The 18,520-nt window shown below is 41.7% G+C and carries 15 protein-coding genes and 1 pseudogene; 6 read left to right on the top strand and 10 right to left on the bottom strand.

Annotated elements, in window-relative coordinates; genetic code table 11:
• The first annotated feature begins 76 nt into the window (after window positions 1–76).
• The 3 genes from FTU79_RS05035 (at window position 77) to epmA (ending at window position 2,986) form a co-directional block, all read left to right on the top strand.
• A complete protein-coding gene (locus FTU79_RS05035; RefSeq protein ID WP_180049070.1) occupies window positions 77–829 on the top strand; it encodes a class II aldolase/adducin family protein in 753 nt (250 codons plus the stop codon).
• Between the two features lie 115 nt (window positions 830–944).
• A complete protein-coding gene (locus tag FTU79_RS05030; protein ID WP_180049068.1) occupies window positions 945–2,012 on the top strand; it encodes a 4-phosphoerythronate dehydrogenase in 1,068 nt (355 codons plus the stop codon).
• Between the two features lie 5 nt (window positions 2,013–2,017).
• The gene (gene epmA, locus FTU79_RS05025) at window positions 2,018–2,986 is read left to right on the top strand and encodes an EF-P lysine aminoacylase EpmA (RefSeq protein ID WP_373683566.1); all 969 of its coding nucleotides are present in this window, start codon (window positions 2,018–2,020) and stop codon (window positions 2,984–2,986) included.
• Between the two features lie 36 nt (window positions 2,987–3,022).
• Here the strand turns inward: epmA and FTU79_RS05020 are convergent, their stop codons facing one another.
• From FTU79_RS05020 to ahcY, 7 genes are all read right to left on the bottom strand, one after another.
• The gene (locus tag FTU79_RS05020; protein WP_180049066.1) at window positions 3,023–3,463 is read right to left on the bottom strand and encodes a GNAT family N-acetyltransferase; all 441 of its coding nucleotides are present in this window, start codon (window positions 3,461–3,463) and stop codon (window positions 3,023–3,025) included.
• Between the two features lie 189 nt (window positions 3,464–3,652).
• The gene (locus FTU79_RS05015) at window positions 3,653–4,888 is read right to left on the bottom strand and encodes a multifunctional CCA addition/repair protein (protein ID WP_180020723.1); all 1,236 of its coding nucleotides are present in this window, start codon (window positions 4,886–4,888) and stop codon (window positions 3,653–3,655) included.
• Between the two features lie 81 nt (window positions 4,889–4,969).
• Window positions 4,970–7,249 carry an NADP-dependent malic enzyme gene (locus FTU79_RS05010; protein ID WP_078192090.1) on the bottom strand — a complete coding sequence of 760 codons (2,280 nt, stop codon included), beginning with the start codon at window positions 7,247–7,249 and terminating at the stop codon, window positions 4,970–4,972.
• A gap of 140 nt (window positions 7,250–7,389) precedes the next feature.
• Window positions 7,390–10,266 carry an EAL domain-containing protein gene (locus FTU79_RS05005; protein WP_180008366.1) on the bottom strand — a complete coding sequence of 959 codons (2,877 nt, stop codon included), beginning with the start codon at window positions 10,264–10,266 and terminating at the stop codon, window positions 7,390–7,392.
• A 183-nt stretch (window positions 10,267–10,449) separates the two neighbouring features.
• Entirely contained in the window at window positions 10,450–11,163 is a 714-nt protein-coding gene (locus tag FTU79_RS05000) for a 16S rRNA (uracil(1498)-N(3))-methyltransferase (protein ID WP_180049064.1), read from the bottom strand.
• 32 nt (window positions 11,164–11,195) lie between these two features.
• The gene (gene metF, locus FTU79_RS04995) at window positions 11,196–12,032 is read right to left on the bottom strand and encodes a methylenetetrahydrofolate reductase [NAD(P)H] (protein WP_180008362.1); all 837 of its coding nucleotides are present in this window, start codon (window positions 12,030–12,032) and stop codon (window positions 11,196–11,198) included.
• Window positions 12,033–12,248: 216 nt separating this feature from the next.
• Window positions 12,249–13,631, bottom strand: coding sequence for an adenosylhomocysteinase (gene ahcY, locus FTU79_RS04990; protein WP_180039608.1), 1,383 nt, complete (start codon window positions 13,629–13,631; stop codon window positions 12,249–12,251).
• Window positions 13,632–13,867: 236 nt separating this feature from the next.
• Here ahcY and FTU79_RS04985 point away from each other — a divergent pair, with 236 nt between their 5' ends.
• The 3 genes from FTU79_RS04985 to FTU79_RS04975 all read left to right on the top strand — a co-directional run bounded on the left by FTU79_RS04985 (window position 13,868) and on the right by FTU79_RS04975 (window position 15,742).
• The gene (locus tag FTU79_RS04985) at window positions 13,868–14,170 is read left to right on the top strand and encodes a hypothetical protein (RefSeq protein ID WP_111883908.1); all 303 of its coding nucleotides are present in this window, start codon (window positions 13,868–13,870) and stop codon (window positions 14,168–14,170) included.
• Window positions 14,171–14,204: 34 nt separating this feature from the next.
• Window positions 14,205–15,152, top strand: a complete 948-nt coding sequence (locus FTU79_RS04980) for a DUF4424 family protein (protein ID WP_180049062.1) — start codon at window positions 14,205–14,207, stop codon at window positions 15,150–15,152.
• A gap of 65 nt (window positions 15,153–15,217) precedes the next feature.
• A complete protein-coding gene (locus tag FTU79_RS04975) occupies window positions 15,218–15,742 on the top strand; it encodes a cysteine peptidase family C39 domain-containing protein (protein ID WP_180049060.1) in 525 nt (174 codons plus the stop codon).
• 64 nt (window positions 15,743–15,806) lie between these two features.
• Here FTU79_RS04975 and FTU79_RS04970 read toward each other — a convergent pair whose 3' ends face one another.
• The 3 genes and pseudogenes from FTU79_RS04970 to FTU79_RS04960 all read right to left on the bottom strand — a co-directional run bounded on the left by FTU79_RS04970 (window position 15,807) and on the right by FTU79_RS04960 (window position 18,519).
• Complete coding sequence (locus FTU79_RS04970) at window positions 15,807–16,319, bottom strand: tetratricopeptide repeat protein (RefSeq protein ID WP_180008352.1); 513 nt, start codon at window positions 16,317–16,319, stop codon at window positions 15,807–15,809.
• 113 nt (window positions 16,320–16,432) lie between these two features.
• Window positions 16,433–16,771: a DUF3325 domain-containing protein gene (locus FTU79_RS04965; protein WP_180009992.1), complete on the bottom strand. Its 339-nt coding sequence runs from the start codon at window positions 16,769–16,771 to the stop codon at window positions 16,433–16,435.
• Window positions 16,768–18,519: pseudogene (locus FTU79_RS04960) on the bottom strand (PepSY-associated TM helix domain-containing protein). Before FTU79_RS04960 ends, FTU79_RS04965 begins: the two are co-directional and overlap by 4 nt.
• Between the last annotated feature and the right edge of the window lies 1 nt (window position 18,520).

The raw sequence follows: 18,520 nt of genomic DNA, 5'->3' as shown, positions 1-18,520 counted from the left end.
CATGGATATGACATGCTATTAATTATTCACAATAAACAGAAAACAAGATCAATCGATTTGGAAAAGGAATTCACCCATGCAAAAATCAGAGCTTATTCATGAACTGGAATGGCAAGCGCGTTGTCAATTGGCGGCACTGTATCGCTTGGTGGCTTATTATAAAATGACCGACTTAATTGATACCCATATCAGCCAGCGTTTAAGTCATGAACCTGAGCATTTTCTGATTAATCGCTATGGTGTGACCTTTGACAAAATGACGGCTTCGGATTTGGTCAAAATTGATCATGAAGGTAAAATTGTTGAAACCTATGATGCGGGGAAGATGGTGAATGTCGCAGGTTTTGTGATTCATTCTGCCTTACATCATGCACGTACAAATATTAATTGCGTGATTCATACGCATACTGCCGATGGCGTGGCAGTTTCTGCGCAGGAACATGGTTTATTGCCAATTTCGCAACATGCGTTAAAGTTCTATCAGAACATTGCTTATCATGAATATGAGGGCATAGCCTTTTCAACTGAAGAGCGTGAAAGGTTGGTGCAGGATATGGGTGATTATCGCTGCATGATTTTACGCAATCACGGTTTGCTTGCGACTGGGGATAGTGTGGCACGGGTATTTCATGAAATTTACTTTTTAGAACGAGCTTGTCAAATTCAAGTAAAAGCATTGTCGAGTGCTACATTGCATTATCCAAGTCCGAAGGTTTGTGAACATACGTTGCAGCAGTTTGAAAATCCGATGGCCGAGCCCATTATTCAAGCGGCTTGGCAGGCGGCCTTGTCTTTAATTGAAGATCAGCGGTCAGATTATTGTCGCTAATATAATTTTCAATCATCAAGATTGTAGATTGAAGGCACTGTGCCTTATGTGCAGAGGAATAGTCATGGCTTGGGCAACGCGTTATCATGTTTATAGTGGAACTATGAGATGAACTATGAAAATCGTTGCAGATGAAAATCTGGCATTTACTGAGTATTTTTTTGCCGAATTTGGTGAAATAAAGCAAGCAGCAGGTCGAACACTGACCCATGAAGATGTCAAAGAAGCCGATGCATTATTGGTGCGATCGGTGACTCAGGTAAATGCAGACTTAATTCAACAGACCGCACTCAAATTTGTCGGTAGTGCTACGATTGGAACAGATCATTTAGAGATTACTGCTTTAGAAAAGCAGGGGATTGCTTGGTCAAATGCCGCAGGTTGTAATGCACAAGCGGTTGCAGAATATGTGATTACGGCATTGCTTTACGTTAAACCTGAATTGTTGAATGCAAATGAACAATTTACCTTGGGCATCGTTGGTTTAGGTAATGTTGGTTCACGTTTGGCCGTCATGGCAGAATTATTCGGTTGGAATGTCATTGGCTATGATCCATTTGTGCAATCTGATCAGGTGAAACAAGTTGAATTTGCAGAACTGTTAAAAAATGCAGATGCGATTAGTGCCCATGTCCCACTGACTAAAGAGGGTGAACATCCTACCTATCATTTAATCAACGCTGCTGCACTTTCTACTATGAAGCCAACTGCGATATTGATTAATTCCGCGCGTGGGCCAGTGGTCGAAGAAGCTGCCTTAATTGCCGATATTCAACAGACTCAGCGTAAAGTGGTCTTAGACGTTTTTGAACATGAGCCAGAGATTTCAGCAGCGTTGTTAGATTTAATTTACCTGGTGACACCGCATATTGCCGGCTATAGCTTGGAAGGTAAAGCGCGTGGCACACAGATGATCTATGAAGCATTCTGTCAAACTTTCAATCAACCGATAAATAAGGCTTTTGAAAGCCAGTTGCCTGTCTGTGAACAATATTTTACGGGTGCTGACTTTAAGACGGTATTACAGCGTTACTTAAAAGATATTTATGATATCGCTCGTGATGATGCCAACTTACGTGCTTGCCTAAAAGACGGTAAGGTGGATCAAAAAGCCTTTGATTATTTACGTAAAACCTATCCTTTACGCCGTGAATGGGCTGCACATGGAGGCCCAGCAGCATGAGTCAAATGAACTTTCAACCGAGTTGTGAACTCACTGCACTTCGTGCACGTGCCACGATGTATGCTCAAATTCGCCAGTTTTTTGCGGCACGTGATGTACTAGAAGTGGAAACACCTGTGCTTTCTCAAGCGGGTGTCACCGATGTGCATTTAGCATCGGTACAGGCTCAGCGCCATGTGAATGGTCAAAAGCAAACGCATTATTTGCAAACTTCACCTGAATTTGCCATGAAACGTCTGTTGGCAAGTGGCAGTGGATCTATTTACCAAATCTGTAAAGTTTTCCGTGATGATGAACATGGACGTAAACACAACAGTGAATTCACCATGTTGGAATGGTACCGTCCGGGTTTTAGCTTAAAAGACTTGATGTTTGAAGTGACGGACTTATTGAATGAAACTTTGAAACAGCGCTTTGGTGAAGTTCGTCCAACTATTTTGAGCTATAAGCATGCCTTTATGGATCGTTTGGATTTGAACCCGTTACAAGCTTCTTTACAAGATCTGAAAGATTGCTGTCGTCGTGTGGGACTAAGCTTAGATCTGGGTGAAGACCGTTTAGGCTATATCGATTTATTGTTCTCGCATTATGTTGAGCCGAGCCTCGGTTTTGATACGCCAGTGTTCCTTACAGATTTTCCACCGGAAATGGCTTCTTTGGCGAAAACCCGTGTGGACGAAGATGGTGAATTGGTTGCAGCACGATTTGAGCTATATATCGAAGGTTTAGAGTTAGCAAATGCTTATGATGAACTGATTGATGCAGACGTTTTACGCCGTCGTTTTGAGGCGGATAATGCAGAGCGCGCTAAACTTGGCTTGCATGTGATGCCGATTGATGAATATTTGCTTGCTGCATTACCGTATATGAGTGAGTGTGCAGGTATAGCCTTAGGCATTGATCGATTGCTAATGGTGGCAACGAATCAGTTAAAACTTGAAAAAGTCATTAGTTTCCCAGCTGATATTTCTTAAAAAATGTCTTGATCGGCTGATGGTAAAATTGGCCGATCAATTTAAATGTTTAGTAAAACCCAAACTATAGGCTTCAAACCCTAAATTTTGATAAAAAGCATGTGCGGCATAGCGTTCAGGACGATTACCACTGTTGAGTAAAATACGTTTTAGACCTTGTCGCCGAGCGCTTTGCTCAATGGCTTGCATGAAGCGTCGCCCTAAACCTTGACCGCGATAACTGGCATCAATGACAAAAGCCTGAATCCGAATAAATCCTTCCTCAAACTCCCAACTGTATTGTTGGATAAAACCTGCATAACCAATGACGCGGTCATCAGCCATCATCACCAAGGTTTGATAATGCTTATCCAAATGAATCAACTGCCAATGCTGTTGGAGTCGCTCTGGTGGTATTTCATAACCCAATTGGAGTGTGAGTTGATGAATGTCGAGGAGATCTTTTGGGAGGTGTAGTGGACGAATTTGGGGATGCATATTGTCAGCTCGATGGTTTGTTTTCCTTAGAGCATAGATGAATGAGCCTTGATGTGAATGCAGATATTTTTCAAAGCTTATCTATATCTGAAAGGGCAAGGTGAAATATTGCAAAAGTTAAAGTTTTAAAAATATAGAAAAGGAAAATATAGAAAAGGTAAATTAAAAAAGCACCCGAAGGTGCTCTAATTATGCTTCAACTGCATATTGACTGGTTTTTAGTTCTGCAATGGCTTGGATACGTCGTTCAATCAGCATTTCACCAATATCCGGCCCTGATACATCAGGTGGAAGATCGGCAGCCTTAATATTACGAACCACCTGCATGGCATCTAAAACGTATTGAGCTTGCGGATAGGCACGATCCTCTAAACCTAAGCGACCACGTGAATCACATTCACAGGCTTGTACAAAGGCCTCTACGCGTTCAGGACGGCGTAGTACATCCATACGTTGTAACAGACGCCATAATGTCCCCGGTTTTAAACTCAAGGCTTGATGGCATTTTAAATGCTCTTTACATACTGAAATGGCCAATTGCTTGGTATTGGTGGGTACACGCATACGGTCACAGACTTCGGTAACCGGTTTTACCCCACGTTCTTCATGCATGATATGGCGTGGTAACTCATCTACTGGAGTGAGTGCTTTGCCCAAGTCGTGTACCAGTACAGCAAAACGAACATCCAAAGAATAATTGGCACGACAGGCTTGCTGCAATGACATCATGGTATGAATACCACAGTCTATTTCAGGATGATATTCAGGACGCTGTGGAATACCGTATAACGCATCAATTTCAGGGAATAAGACTTTTAAAGCGCCACAGGCTCTTAAGACTTCAAAATATTCATCTGCATGGTCTTCCATTAATGCACGGGATGTTTCCTTCCATACGCGTTCAGGTGTGAGGGCTTCAAGCTCGCCAGATTTGGCAAGCTCTTGCATCAGCGCAAGTGTTTCTTCAGCCACTTTAAAACCTAAAGCTTTATAACGTGCTGCAAAACGTGCAATCCGCAGAACTCGCAAAGGATCTTCGACGAAGGCATCAGACACATGGCGAAGGATGCGTCGCTCTAAATCTTGTTGACCATGGTAGGGATCATAAATTTGGCCAGCATCATCCATGGCAATCGCATTGATCGTGAGGTCACGTCGAATGAGATCTTGTTCGAGTGTGACATTGACGTCGGTATAAAATTCAAAGCCATGATACCCATGTCCAGACTTACGTTCTGTACGGGCTAAGGCATATTCGTCTTTGGTCTCTGGATGAAGAAAAACAGGGAAATCTTTACCCACAGGTTGATAACCTTGAGCAAGTAATTGTTCCGGCGTTGCACCGACAACGACATAATCTTTTTCGTGATAGGGGTGCCCGAGCAAGTGATCTCGAACTGCACCGCCTACTAAATAAACTTGCATGAAAAAACCTCTATTCTTAGAGCAATCATGCTACAGAACAGAGGTTTTCTCAAGTCACAAAGTGTGTTCAGGTCAACTAAATTAGAGTGCTAGTTTTTCGTTTTCTTGAATCTCTGCAACTGTTAATGCAGTCATATTCACTAAACGGCGAGTTGTCGCTGTTGGCGTTAATATATGAACAGGTTTTGCAGCACCCAAAAGAATTGGGCCAATTGTCACGTTACTACCTGAAGTTGATTTCAACAAGTTGAACGAAATGTTCGCTGCATCTAGATTAGGCATAATCAGCAAGTTCGCAGAACCTTTAAAACGTGAGTTCGGGTATGCGAAATGACGAATATTTTCATCCAGTGCGGCATCACCATGCATTTCACCTTCAACTTCAAGTTCAGGTGCAATTTCTGACAAAATATCATAAACCTTACGCATTTTTTGTGCGCTAGGATCATTTTGGTCAGAACCGAAACTTGAGTGAGAAAGCAATGCTACACGCGGCGTAATACCAAAACGGCGTACTTCTTCAGCCGCTAAAATAGTCATTTCAGCAAGCTGTTCAGCTGTTGGATTACGGTTAATGTAAGTATCGGCAATAAACAAGTTACGGTCTTCAAGCATCAATGCATTCAGCGTGAAGAAATTATTGCGGCCTTCTTTTAGACCAATCACATTGCTGACGAAGTCTAAGTGAATGTCGTAGCTAGAATAAGTACCACATAGCATACCGTCAGCCACACCATGACGAACCAGCATTGCAGCGATCAGGGTAGAGCGACGACGTGCTTCACGCTGAGCGTATTCAGGTGTTACACCTTTACGTTGCATGATGCTGTAGTAATCGTCAGCAAACTTATCGTAATCAGGGTTTTTCTCTTGATCGACGATAGTGATGTTCACGCCGTCTTCAAGACGTAGACCTAATTTTTTGATGTTTGCTTCAATGACTGCAGGACGACCGACAAGAATTGGTTTTGCTAAACCTTCATCAACAGCAATTTGCACCGCGCGAAGTACACGCAAATCTTCACCTTCAGCATATGCAATGCGTTTCGGATCAGTTTTCGCTTGCGCAAAAATTGGTTTCATCATAAACGCAGAGTTGTAGACGAATTCAGATAAACGTTGACGATATGCAGAGAAGTCTTGAATCGGACGAGTTGCAACACCAGAATCCATCGCTGCTTGTGCAATTGCAGGTGCAATTTCAAGAATCAAACGTTGATCTAATGGGCGCGGAATCAGGTAATCACGACCAAATGAAGCAGATTTTTCACCATACGATGCAGCATCAGCTTCGACATGCGCCATGCGAGCAATCGCATGTACACAAGCAATCTTCATCTCTTCATTAATCGTAGTTGCACCAACATCTAGTGCGCCACGGAAGATATAAGGGAAGCAAAGCGCATTGTTCACTTGGTTTGGATAGTCTGAACGACCAGTTGCCATAATCACGTCTGGACGTGCTTCATGTGCATGTTCAGGAAGAATTTCAGGGTCAGGGTTAGCAAGGGCAAAGATGATCGGATCTTTCGCCATGACTTTAACCATTTCTTTGGTCAAAATACCTGCTGCTGAAAGACCGAGGAACATGTCCGCACCTTCCATTACATCAGCAAGCTGAGAGCCTTCGATGTCTTGAACGTATGCCTTTTTCGACTCATCCAAGCCTTCACGTTTAGTCGTCAATAAACCGCGTGAATCTGCCACAACGATGTTTTCTTTTTTCACGCCAAGTGCGCAAAGTAAGTTCAAACATGAAAGGGCAGCAGCACCTGCGCCAGAAGCGACAATTTTGATTTCTTCAATTTTTTTGCCATTGAGTTGAAGTGCATTCAGTAATGCAGAACCCACAATGATTGATGTACCGTGTTGGTCATCATGGAACACAGGAATATTCATGCGTTCACGAAGTTTTTGCTCGATGTAGAAACACTCTGGGGCCTTGATGTCTTCAAGGTTGATACCACCGAAAGTTGGTTCCAATGCTGCAACGATATCTACGATTTTGTCTGGATCGTTTTCAGCAATTTCAATGTCAAAAACATCAACACCAGCGAATTTTTTGAATAGAACGCCTTTACCTTCCATAACAGGTTTTGACGCTAAAGGACCAATGTTACCTAAGCCCAGTACGGCTGTACCGTTACTGACTACAGCAACAAGATTACCGCGCGCTGTGTAAAGTGCAGCAGTAGATGGGTCGCGTTCAATTTCTAAACAAGGTGCCGCGACACCTGGCGAGTATGCGAGGGCTAAATCGTGTTGGTTGACCAATTGTTTGCTTGGTGTAACGCTGATTTTCCCCGGAGTTGGAAATTCGTGATAATACAAAGCCTGCTGTTTTAAAGATTGATCGTCCATCTGTATCTCGATTGTGTTTTGTTTATCCAATATAAAGCTGCAATGCTTGCTTTATCCGCTTGAATATAACATTAGTTGCACAGTTGGGACAGTCGAAGTCGCGTCTTTTTCAGACAATCTTATAGCTCAGGCATAGTGACTTATATTAAGTAAGTATAAGCAGGCGAAGAGATATTATTTTCAAGGAACACGGTTGCCTCTTCTTGTGGCAGTGGCTTAGAGAAAAAATAGCCTTGAGCAATGTCACATTCTAAGTCTTGTAGATACTGTAACTGCTGTTCAGTTTCAATCCCTTCAGCGACTACCGTCATGCCCATCGCTTTACCCATGGCAATCATGGCACTAACGATGGCCAATTGTTTATTTTCACCAATTTTAGAGATAAAACTGCGATCTATTTTTAAAATATCAATTGGAAAATCAGCCAGATAGGATAGAGATGAGTAGCCAGTGCCAAAATCATCAAGTGAAATATTGATTTTACGTTTTTTTATTTCGTTTAATAGTTCACGTACTGAATCTAGATTTTCGACCAAAGAAGATTCTGTAATTTCCAGTTCCAGACTGGCACCATCAATTTGATTGGCATCTATCGCTTCATCTAAATCATTTAATAATTGTCCACGGCGCAGTTGCTGTGCAACAATATTGACGGATACACAAATATTTTGATAACCCAAATTATTCCAAAAGCGAATTTGCTGCGCGGTTTTTTGCAGGACAAAACGCCCGATATCGGAAATTAAACTGGTTTGTTCTGCTAAAGGAATAAATAAGCCCGGTGGTATTAAGCCTTTTTCAGGATGATTCCAGCGCACCAAGGCTTCAAAACCGTAAATATTTTTATCACGGAAATTGATCTTCGGTTGGTAATACACCACCAGCTCATTATTTTGAATGGCTTTACGCAAGTCGCGTTCCAAGAAGATCCCTTGCTCTAATAATGCGGTATTTTCATTGGAATAATAACGTGTAGTATTGCCTCCCAAATTTTTAGCTTCGCTCAGCGCTTGTTCTGCACAGTTATTTAGATAATCTAGCTGACGGCCATGCTCAGGATAGAACGCGACGCCCATCGATAAAGTGATGACATGTTCTTGGCCAAAAATATTAAATGGAATGCTAAAGGCTTTATTGATGCGTTCACAATGCTCTTGCACAGAAGGGCGGATATGTGAAATTTCATACACAATCGCAAAATCATCGCCATTTAAATGCGCAACAAATAATGCTTCGGCATTGGTTAGACGTAAACGCTGTGCGACTTGGCGTAACAGTTCGTCACCACCATTGTTGCTGAGATATTCATTTAATGGACGGAAACGGTCGATGTTTAAACGAATGACGGCCAACTGTTTAATCGAATCTTGCTGTGAAACTAAATATTGATGCAGTTGATAGTTGTAATAAAAACGGTTCGGCAAATCCGTTAAGGTGTCATAATTTTCTAAATAAGATAAACGTTGTTCTTGCAATTTACGTTCGGTCAGGTCTGAGACAATCCCGATATAATGGGTAACGCGGTTTTGATCATCAGTAATCGCATTAATATGCATCCATAGCGTCAGTTCTTTACCTGAAAGAAATTTTTCGTGCAACTCACCATCATATTCACCAATTTTCAGCACTTGTTTAATGATCGAGTAGTGCATACTGCGTTGAATTGATTTGTAATTTGCTGTGATATCAAATAGATGTTTGCCAATAATTTGGTCGTAGTTAAAGCCGGTTAATTGTTCGTAAAACGGATTGACTTCGATATAGCACAGCTCTTCATTTAAAATGAAAATCCCTTCAGCAGCTTGTTCGAGTACGCTGGCTGCAAGTTTTAAACGTTCTTGAGACGTCCGTTCTTGATGGATATCACGACGAATACCGACCATGCGCAAGGGCTTGCGGTTATCTGGATCGCGTTGAATGACTCGCCCAATATCATGTACCCAACTCCATTTTCCTTGACTGTTTTGAATCCGATAGGTGGCCTCATAACGGTCTTTAAATCCACGAAGATGTTGAATCATCGCTGATTTAAAATGTGGGATATCATCAGGATGGATCACATGTTGTAACTGTTGCTGATGCTCTTTCGAATGTCTAAGGGTTTTTTCTTGCTTATAGTTGGTGACAACGATTTTACGGTCTTTGATGTTCCAATCCCAAGGACGTAAACCGGCGATTTCATGCGCAAGGACTAAATTGGCTTGTTGGTTTTCTAAATCCTTGTTCATTTGCTCAATGTCGAAGGTCCGCTCTTTAACTTTCTGTTCAAGGATTTGGTTACCCAGTTGTAGCTGTAATTCGATGTCTCGTGATTTGTTGACTTCATCTTGGAGCTGCTGACACAGTTCATCAGTCCATTTGACTTGTTGCTTGGCACTATCGACCAGTAGGTTATTTTTAGCATGTAAAGTCGATACACGACGATGAATGCGATATGACGTCATGGCGCACATTAGAATCACAATGAGCCCAAAATTAATACTCAGGCTAAATAAGTGATTTGAACCATCTAAGAAAAAGAACTGTGCAATCAGATAGGGCACGATAGACGGGATAAAGGCTAAACAGAAATAATTAAGTTTTTGCGTCAAATAGGTCAAACCAAAGGTTTGCGTCACGATCAAGAGTAGGGCAGAGAGTGTCAGGGCTTGAATTGGTTCAAAGCTTTGATTGGTCGCAGGTAAATAATAAAAAATTAAAAAAATACCGCTCGCAATCAGTGTGCCGACAGAAAAACACTGAAATTGTAGCCAACGATGCGCAATCATCAGTGAATATTGTTCAGGTTTAAAATAAACGGTGCTGATCAGCCAGCATAAACTGACAAAAACTTCGGTAAAAATAAACCAAATATTGAAATACAAAGATGGTGATTTATAAAAAATTTGATATATCGAAAAAATATATAAGCAAATAATCAGGATACTGACTAAAAAATAGCGGCTATGGCGAATCGTGTTCGCAATTTGAGCAGTATGATTGTACTGCTTGATATATTCATCTTGTTTATACGTCATGAATATAAAAACCCTGCCTTAACCAAATTTAGATCGTTGTATTTGTATTGTTCCTGAGAGTATTTGTTTATTCTTAGTAACAAATCATTTGTTTTTATTGACTCTAGGGTAATTGCGTTACAAATAAAAAGCAATATCAAGGATGCCATCATTGATGCTTTCAGATGAACTATCGAGTAAAAATTAAATAAATTTATAATTTAAAATTGAAAGTGCAACTACAGGTGCAGTTTCTGTGCGAAGGACACGTTCACCGATACACCAGTTCACAAAACCTTTCTCATTTGCGGCGCTGATCTCGGCTTCGCTCAAGCCACCTTCAGGGCCAATCAGTAAGGCAAAGTACGGGTCAGCATCAGCTAATACATCAACTTCATCTTTATTGGGTGCGAGTACCAACTTGGTTGTCGGCAGATCACTTTCCAACCATTTTTCAAGGGAAAGTGGCGCAAGTACTTTAGGGACAATGTTGAGACCACACTGTTCGCAAGCTGCAATAGCAATGCCTTGCCAATGGTCGAGTTTCTTTTGATCACGATCGTACTTCAAACGCATTTCACAACGTTCTGAAGTGAGTAGTTGAATTTCAGAAACACCGAGTTCCACCGCTTTTTGAATCGCATAATCCATGCGGTCGCCTTTGCTCATCACTTGACCCAAGAGCGCTGTAAAATATGGTGTGCGATTGCTTGGATTGAATTGCAAAACTTGGACGGCAGCTGACTTTTTAGCGACTTCAACCAATTCAACATGGTATTCGCCACCTTGCCCATTGAACAAAGTGGCTGTTTCGCCTACTTGAGCACGTAAAACTTTTACCCAGTGATGAAACACTGTTTCCGTTAATTCAACAGTCGTATCAACAGTTAAATCAGCTTCAATATAAAAACGTGGCATTAAAGTTTTACTCTCAAAAAGGTCGAAATGTCTTATGCAAGACCGAGGTCTTTCACAAGTTGACGTGTAGGGTCAGTGGTATTCATGGTGTAGAAGTGCAGGCTTGGCGCACCACCAGCAATCAGGCGTTCGCAAAGTTTCACAATCACTTCATGACCAAAGGCTTTGATTGACGCTGTGTCGTCGCCATAAGTCGCAAGCTGTTTGCGAATCCAGCGAGGAATTTCTGCACCTGTACCATCAGCAAAACGAATTAAATTGCTTGCATTGGTAATCGGCATAATGCCTGGAGCGACAGGAATGTTCACGCCTTCTTTTTGAATGCGCTCTACAAAGTAGAAATAGGCATCTGGATTAAAGAAGAATTGTGTGAGTGCTGCATTAGCGCCTGCATTGGCTTTATCGCAGAAACGTTTGATGTCGAGATCAAAGCTGTCTGCTTGCGGGTGCATTTCTGGGTATGCTGCAACTTCAATTTTGAAATGATCACCAGTGTGCTCACGAATGAAACGTACCAAGTCCGTTGCATAAGGCAATTCGCCTAAGCCCACTTGACCAGACGGCAAGTCGCCGCGCAGCGCAACAATACGGTCAATACCTTGTGATTTATATAAATCCAGCAATTCAGCAATACGTGCTTTGCTGTCACCAATACAAGACAGGTGAGGGGCAACCGGTGTGCCTTTACCGTTGAAGTCGTTCAATGTAGACAAAGTACGTTCACGGGTAGAACCGCCTGCACCGTATGTTACAGAGAAAAATTCAGGATTTAATAATTGTAGTTCTTGGTGTACAACTTTAAGTTTTTCCGCGCCCGCATCAGTTTTGGTCGGGAAAAACTCAAAGGAAATAGGAATCTGTTTTGACATGTTCAAATCCTTTTTTATAAATACTTTTATTTAAAAAAATCCCCTCATCCTAACCTTCTCCCAGAGGGAGAAGGGACTTCCATTATGAAAGTAATAGTGATTTGGAGTTAACATCAAATTTGCTTTCACAATGAAGAGTTCCCTCTCTTGCGCTGAGCTTCAAAGCAGTGCTTGAAGCACGCTCAGGAGAGGGTTAGGGAGAGGTATTTATAAAACTTAGTATTTATAAGCCTCAGCTTTGAACGGGCCTTCAACTTGAACACCGAGGTAATCCGCTTGTTCTTGAGTCAAAGTCGTTAATACGCCGCCGAAACCAGCAACCATTGCAGCAGCAACTTCTTCGTCTAATTTCTTAGGAATAAGTTCTACGCGGATTGCAGCTTGTTTTTGATCTTCAGGAAGATCAGCAAATTTTTCAGCGAATAGGTGCATTTGACCCAACACTTGGTTGGCAAAAGAACCATCCATAATACGTGAAGGGTGACCGGTTGCATTACCAAGGTTCACCAAACGGCCTTCAGAAAGAAGGATTAAGTAATCGTTTTCATTTTCTGTACGATACACTTGGTGAACTTGTGGCTTCACTTCAACCCACTTGTAACCACGTAAGTAATTTGTGTCGATTTCAGTATCGAAATGACCGATGTTACAAACTACAGCGCCAGCTTTTAATGAATCAAGCATTGCAGCGTCACATACGTGGTAGTTACCAGTTGTTGTTACGATCAAGTCAGTATTTTGAAGAAGATCAAGGTTGATGTCTTCTTTCTTACCCGTTTGAATGCCATTTTTATACGGAGCAACAACTTCGAAACCGTCCATGCATGCTTGCATTGCACAGATAGGGTCAACTTCAGTGACACGTACAATCATGCCTTCTTGACGAAGTGATTGAGCAGAACCTTTACCTACGTCACCATAACCGATTACAAGCGCACGACGACCAGATAAAAGCATATCTGTACCACGTTTGATTGCATCGTTAAGTGAGTGACGGCAGCCGTATTTGTTGTCGTTTTTAGACTTAGTGACAGAGTCATTTACGTTAATCGCTGGAACTTTTAAAGTACCGTCGCGGTGCATTTCGTAAAGACGTTGAACACCTGTAGTGGTTTCTTCTGTAATACCGTGGATTTTTGCAATCACTTCTGGGTATTTTTCGTGAACAAGTGCAGTTAAGTCACCGCCATCGTCCAGAATCATGTTGGCATCCCAAGGTGTACCGTTCACATTGATTTGCTGTTCAAGACACCACATGTATTCTTCTTCAGTTTCGCCTTTCCAAGCAAATACAGGAATACCTGCAGCAGCGATTGCAGCAGCAGCGTGGTCTTGAGTAGAGAAGATGTTGCATGAAGTCCAGCGTACTTCTGCGCCCAATTCAACTAGAGTTTCAATTAAAACTGCAGTTTGAATGGTCATGTGGATACAGCCAAGGATTTTCGCACCAGCAAGCGGTTTAGCCGCTGCATAGCGTTTGCGAAGACCCATTAGGGCTGGCATTTCTGCTTCTGCAAGTTTGATTTCTTTACGGCCGTAGTCAGCTAGTGAAATATCGGCAACTTTATAATCTGTAAATGAAGCATTAACCGCGTTCATCACGATCTCCTTAATAAAAACAATTGATCATTCAGTTCGCGGATGCCGTTGTTGATTGGAACGAGTGTCCAACCGAATCGTCGAGCCTAGCGATCTTATATTTAGTGCCTATAAGAAAGTCGCAGCATCCCTCGACTAGCGGAGTATTGTACTTGGAAATAGAGTGAGTTCCAATCAAAAATTGGTTAATATGTAGATGAATAATCTGATAATAAAAAGATAATAACGTACATATCATGAATATATTAAAATTTAATATTTTCCTAGTTTTACTCGTATCTTCACAAGCTGTCTCAGCAAGGCGAGGCGACTTTTCACCACAAGATATTTTTTTTCTGCCTTTAATTTTGATTGGGGTTTTATCCTTATTTAAATTTTCAGGCTTTATTGAAAATTATACGAAAGGCTTAAATTTAACCCTTAGAGTAGTCATAAAAGCAGTGAGTTTTATTATTTTGATTGGCATCATTGCCCTTATAATTATCGGGATAGGGCTAATTTCTGAGTATATTCCTGAAAAATGGTCGATGATATTCTAGTGCAATTTTAAATATAAAAAATTGGAAGCTAATAATGAAAAAATTAACTGCATTCATATGCTTGTGTTTTTCAGCACTAACATATGCCAACGATTCAACAGGCTATGTGGCAACGGGAGGGGTGCAGTACCTGAAAAATAAAGATATTCAAATGTTCGGTGAAGACCTGTTTATTAGTAAAAAAATTATTAAGGTTGATTACCAGTTCAAAAATTTAAGCAATCAAGATGTGACTGAAACGGTCTTATTTCCGCTGCCAAAAGTTGAAAACTTCTTTGAATCTGATTTTGCCAATACTGAAAAATTGCTAAAAAGTTTTAAAGTTCAGGTGAATGGAAAAACGATTCAGCCTGAAATGCACGTACGCACTTTTATTCAAAAAGATGAGAAAACAGCGCCGATTGATATGACTGAGAGTTTTAAGCAATGCGGATTTACGGAAAAAGACATGCTGAATCCGTGGAGCAGGCAAGATGTTGAATATAAAACTTTTGAGGCAAAGCTTAGAAACTGTAAAAATGCAGCGCTGCAAAAAGTATTGCCCAAAGATTTGAGTGAAGAAATTTCATGGTCATCTCAGGTGATTTATAGCTGGAAGCAAACGTTTAAAGCCAATGCGCTCACACGTGTACAGCATCAATATGCACCGCTAGTGGGTGGGTCTGTGGCTTTATATCCTGATGAATATAATAAAAGTTATTGTATGGATCAAAACTTTAAGGCAGGACTCAGAAAGGCTAAATCACAGCATGCACCATTTCAAGCGCTGGGCTATATCTTAAAAACTGGTGCCAATTGGGCAAAGCCTATTCAAGATTTTAAACTGACTATCGAGCGTGATGCAGGAGAGTTGGTTTCTTTTTGCTGGGCAGGTAAAGTGAAGAAAATCAGCGCTACGCAGTTTCAAATGGTTGAAAAGAATTTTGTGCCCAAACAAGATTTGGACATTATTTTTGTGCATGTGAAATCAGGTCTGGATTAAAACTTGCAGGCAAAACTGCTGCGATTTGTTTATCATCGTCCATAAGCAATTTTGAGTTTTGATATATGTCGATGGAAATACCTGATGAGTTGGCAAATTTAGAAGCCAACGGGGGCATTTATGCGGTGTGGATGCTGCTGCAGCACTTAGGTATAGATGCAGACATTCAGCAACTCATCGAAGTTTGCGCTTATGAAGCTGACCATGGCACAACAACCATTGGTTTAGCCGTTGGGTTAAAGAAGTTTGGCTTCCAAGTAAAGTTTTACACAGAGCATGATCCTGAGCTGCAAGACAGTGAAAAACGCAGCTATGCAGAAGCGGATCAATTGGAACTGCCTATATTACCTGCAATTGGCTATGCACAAATCCAGCAGGCTTTTGAACAAAATCAGTTTGTGATTGTCTATTACGACACCCTAGACGGAGTGGGGAATCATTCCTTGGTGTATGACATTGATGAGACAGAGATCAGTTTCTTTGACAGCTTTGATGCCATGCCAGCAGACGTATTTGAACAGCAGCGTGGTGCGGAAGGCATTTGCCGACAAGTCATTATTGTGGATGTAAATGATTATGTGGCGAGCTGAGCCATATTGTTGAATGAAAAAAGCCCATCATGAGATGGGCTTTATTTTTTAGAAAATAATTGGATTATTGCTCAGCCATATTGGCTTTTTCATTCCAAAAATCTGCTTTTTCTTCATCGGCGTCGATGCCTAATCCATTGGCATAAATAAAAGCCAAATCACGCATGGCCTGAACTTCACCTAATTTTGCAGATTGTTCAACCAGTTCAATGGATTTAGCGACATCTTTTTCCACTACATCGCCGCGACGGTAAAAATTGGCCAATTCTAAAATTGCAGCAGGATGGTCATGCTTCGCCGCTTGTTCTAACCAGCGGTGCGCATGCTCAAAATAGGTTTTAGATTCTTCAGGATCTTCTTCGAGCATATCTTTGGCATAGACTGCATAACCTTCACCCAGCCAATACATCGCTTCTACATGACCTAACTGAGCTGCTTTGAGTGCCCATTCTTCAGCAAGTTCAACATGCTCATCATTTTCACTTTGCATATAAATTTCAGCCAGTTCAAATTGAGCATCTTTATTTCCTGCCATGGCGCGGTTATATAAAGCAGGAGAGATCGAAAGTTCAGACATGTGTAATCCAAAAGAGCAGAATAGGCATAGCCTAATCGGTTGGCATGAAAAAAGCCAATCCGAAGATTGGCTTTCAATGTTTAGAGAATGTTTAGAGATCGTTGTCTAAAGAATTAAAATTTCAATAACACAGCTGACAATACAAAGACGACAACTAATGCACCGATAATTTTCCAAAAATATTCAGCGATATAACTAATACATAGCCCGACAAATAAAGCCGCAATGGTCAGCGCGCCAAACCAATAACTGATGTTATTGCTCGGCGTGCCAAGTGAGAGGCAAATTATCAAGGCAATAATCAATAGCGCCCAGCCGACTAACGTGGCTAACCGTGTTTGGCCCACACTTAACTCTTTGCTGTAAAACTGCTTTTGATGCTTAGACATGCTGCTTGCCAAGGCAAAAAAACCTAAGCTACTCAGTGCCCAAATCAGGAGAAAGAACATCATGCTTCTACCTCCTTTGTGCCACGTGCTTTTTTAACAGGCAGCCCTTTATGCTTTTTCACTTTGTAAAATGAATAGGCAAACAAGATAGCCAAAAGCCACATTGCAAGATCAAAGGATGCAATCATCCATTGGCCATTTGCCATGGTATTCCAAAGCGGTTGACCACCAGTCATGAAGTTTACAATCGGCAGTAAGGCAAAAATTGCTGTGGCAAAAGCTAAAAGTTCTAGCCACGCTTGACGGTGCGTACGGAAAATCGCATAAACGAGCGTCAGTAGCCAAACAATAAAGAAACTACGAATTTCTAATTCCGAACGGTTTTCAAGCTGTGCGGGAATAAAACGGTTGGCATAGAAAAATGCTGCGCAGGCAATCGGCAAACCAATAATCGCTGCAATATTGGTCACTTCAACCGTGCGGTAGCCAAATGATTTAAAGCCTTGTTTTTGCTGTTGCGGCGCACGTTTTACACACCACAGAATGAGACCTGTAGCGACCATCAGTGTGCCTACAATCCCTGAAATAAACAGCAGCCAACGTAGTGCTAAATCTACACCGCGTGCTTCATGCAGCGTAGTCACTACATTGTAAATACCCATCGGTACAGAAGGGTGCTTTAACTTGGCACTTTCATCAGTTAGGTCTTTGCCAGTTACGCCATCAAATTGTTTGCTTGCATAGACATTTCGATACGCGACACTTTCACCATGTAAGGCACGTAGCTCAATTTTAGCTTGGTCTGTATTTGGTGCAATGATGCTAACGGTACTAATCGGACTGGTTTTCCATTCAGCCTGAACCGCAGTCACGATTGGCGCTAAGTTGGTCAACGGCGCAGCAACGATAGGTTGCTCTTCACGTTTAGAGCGACGATCTCCTCGACCTTCACCACGGCCCTCAGCACGATTTTCACCTTGGTTTTGTGCAGAATTGGCACGGGCTTGCTGTGGGCGTTCGCCACGTTCTTCGCGTCCTTGAGCAGATTCACGTCCTTCAGGTTTATTTTCTTGAACCAAGGCACGATTTTGTTCTTGTAAAAATTGTCCCCGGTTTTCATAAATACGTTCAATCCCCCAAGGCATGATCGTAAATAACAGTAGCAACAGGCCACTAAAGGTGATCATGATGTGGAAGGGAAGCGCAAATACTGCGGTTGCATTATGTGCATCGAGCCAAGAACGTTGTCCTTTGCCTGAACGGAAGGTAAAGAAATCTTTAAAGATTTTTTTATGAGTAATCACACCACTAATGATGGCAACTAACATCAACAGTGTGGCTATCCCGATAAACCATCGTGTCCACATACGTGGCATGCCATATAGTTCGAAATGGAAACGATAGAGAAAATTACCACCACGCGTATCGCGCGGCTCAAGCACTTCACCTGTAGCACTATCAATGTAGATTTGTTTACCACCACGGCGTGCGCGAGGGTCTTCACCTTGTTCACGAACGGTAATTAATGTGGCATTTTGACGCGTATTCGGCAGCAAAATATTCCAAGCACCTGCATTCGGATGATTTTGCTGTAAATAATTCAGTGCGACTTCAGTTTGTTGGACTTGTGAACTGGCTGGAACAGATTGATGCAGCTCAGGAGTCATCCAGACATTGATTTCATTTTTAAAGAAGCTCAGGGTTCAGGTCAGGAAAATAGCATACAGCAACCAACCTAAGATTAGGCTAGCCCATGTATGCAGCCAAGACATGGACTGGCGCGGTCCCTCTACTTTTGCATCAACACGCATT

It is taken from the genome of Acinetobacter sp. YH12144, assembly GCF_013418345.1.
Taxonomy (GTDB): domain Bacteria; phylum Pseudomonadota; class Gammaproteobacteria; order Pseudomonadales; family Moraxellaceae; genus Acinetobacter; species Acinetobacter amyesii.
This window is presented reverse-complemented; position numbering and strand designations above follow the sequence as displayed.

Bases quoted from the DNA above. Each gene is read 5' to 3' on its own strand.
- FTU79_RS05005 (WP_180008366.1), bottom strand. From the start codon at position 10,266: ATGACGTATAAACAAGATGAATATATCAAGCAGTACAATCATACTGCT.
- FTU79_RS04975 (WP_180049060.1), top strand. From the start codon at position 15,218: ATGTCGATGGAAATACCTGATGAGTTGGCAAATTTAGAAGCCAACGGG.
- FTU79_RS04980 (WP_180049062.1), top strand. From the start codon at position 14,205: ATGAAAAAATTAACTGCATTCATATGCTTGTGTTTTTCAGCACTAACA.
- FTU79_RS05035 (WP_180049070.1), top strand. From the start codon at position 77: ATGCAAAAATCAGAGCTTATTCATGAACTGGAATGGCAAGCGCGTTGT.
- FTU79_RS04970 (WP_180008352.1), bottom strand. From the start codon at position 16,319: ATGTCTGAACTTTCGATCTCTCCTGCTTTATATAACCGCGCCATGGCA.
- FTU79_RS05020 (WP_180049066.1), bottom strand. From the start codon at position 3,463: ATGCATCCCCAAATTCGTCCACTACACCTCCCAAAAGATCTCCTCGAC.
- FTU79_RS05000 (WP_180049064.1), bottom strand. From the start codon at position 11,163: ATGCCACGTTTTTATATTGAAGCTGATTTAACTGTTGATACGACTGTT.
- FTU79_RS05015 (WP_180020723.1), bottom strand. From the start codon at position 4,888: ATGCAAGTTTATTTAGTAGGCGGTGCAGTTCGAGATCACTTGCTCGGG.
- FTU79_RS05010 (WP_078192090.1), bottom strand. From the start codon at position 7,249: ATGGACGATCAATCTTTAAAACAGCAGGCTTTGTATTATCACGAATTT.
- FTU79_RS05030 (WP_180049068.1), top strand. From the start codon at position 945: ATGAAAATCGTTGCAGATGAAAATCTGGCATTTACTGAGTATTTTTTT.
- metF (WP_180008362.1), bottom strand. From the start codon at position 12,032: ATGTCAAAACAGATTCCTATTTCCTTTGAGTTTTTCCCGACCAAAACT.
- FTU79_RS04985 (WP_111883908.1), top strand. From the start codon at position 13,868: ATGAATATATTAAAATTTAATATTTTCCTAGTTTTACTCGTATCTTCA.
- ahcY (WP_180039608.1), bottom strand. From the start codon at position 13,631: ATGAACGCGGTTAATGCTTCATTTACAGATTATAAAGTTGCCGATATT.
- epmA (WP_373683566.1), top strand. From the start codon at position 2,018: ATGAACTTTCAACCGAGTTGTGAACTCACTGCACTTCGTGCACGTGCC.
- FTU79_RS04965 (WP_180009992.1), bottom strand. From the start codon at position 16,771: ATGATGTTCTTTCTCCTGATTTGGGCACTGAGTAGCTTAGGTTTTTTT.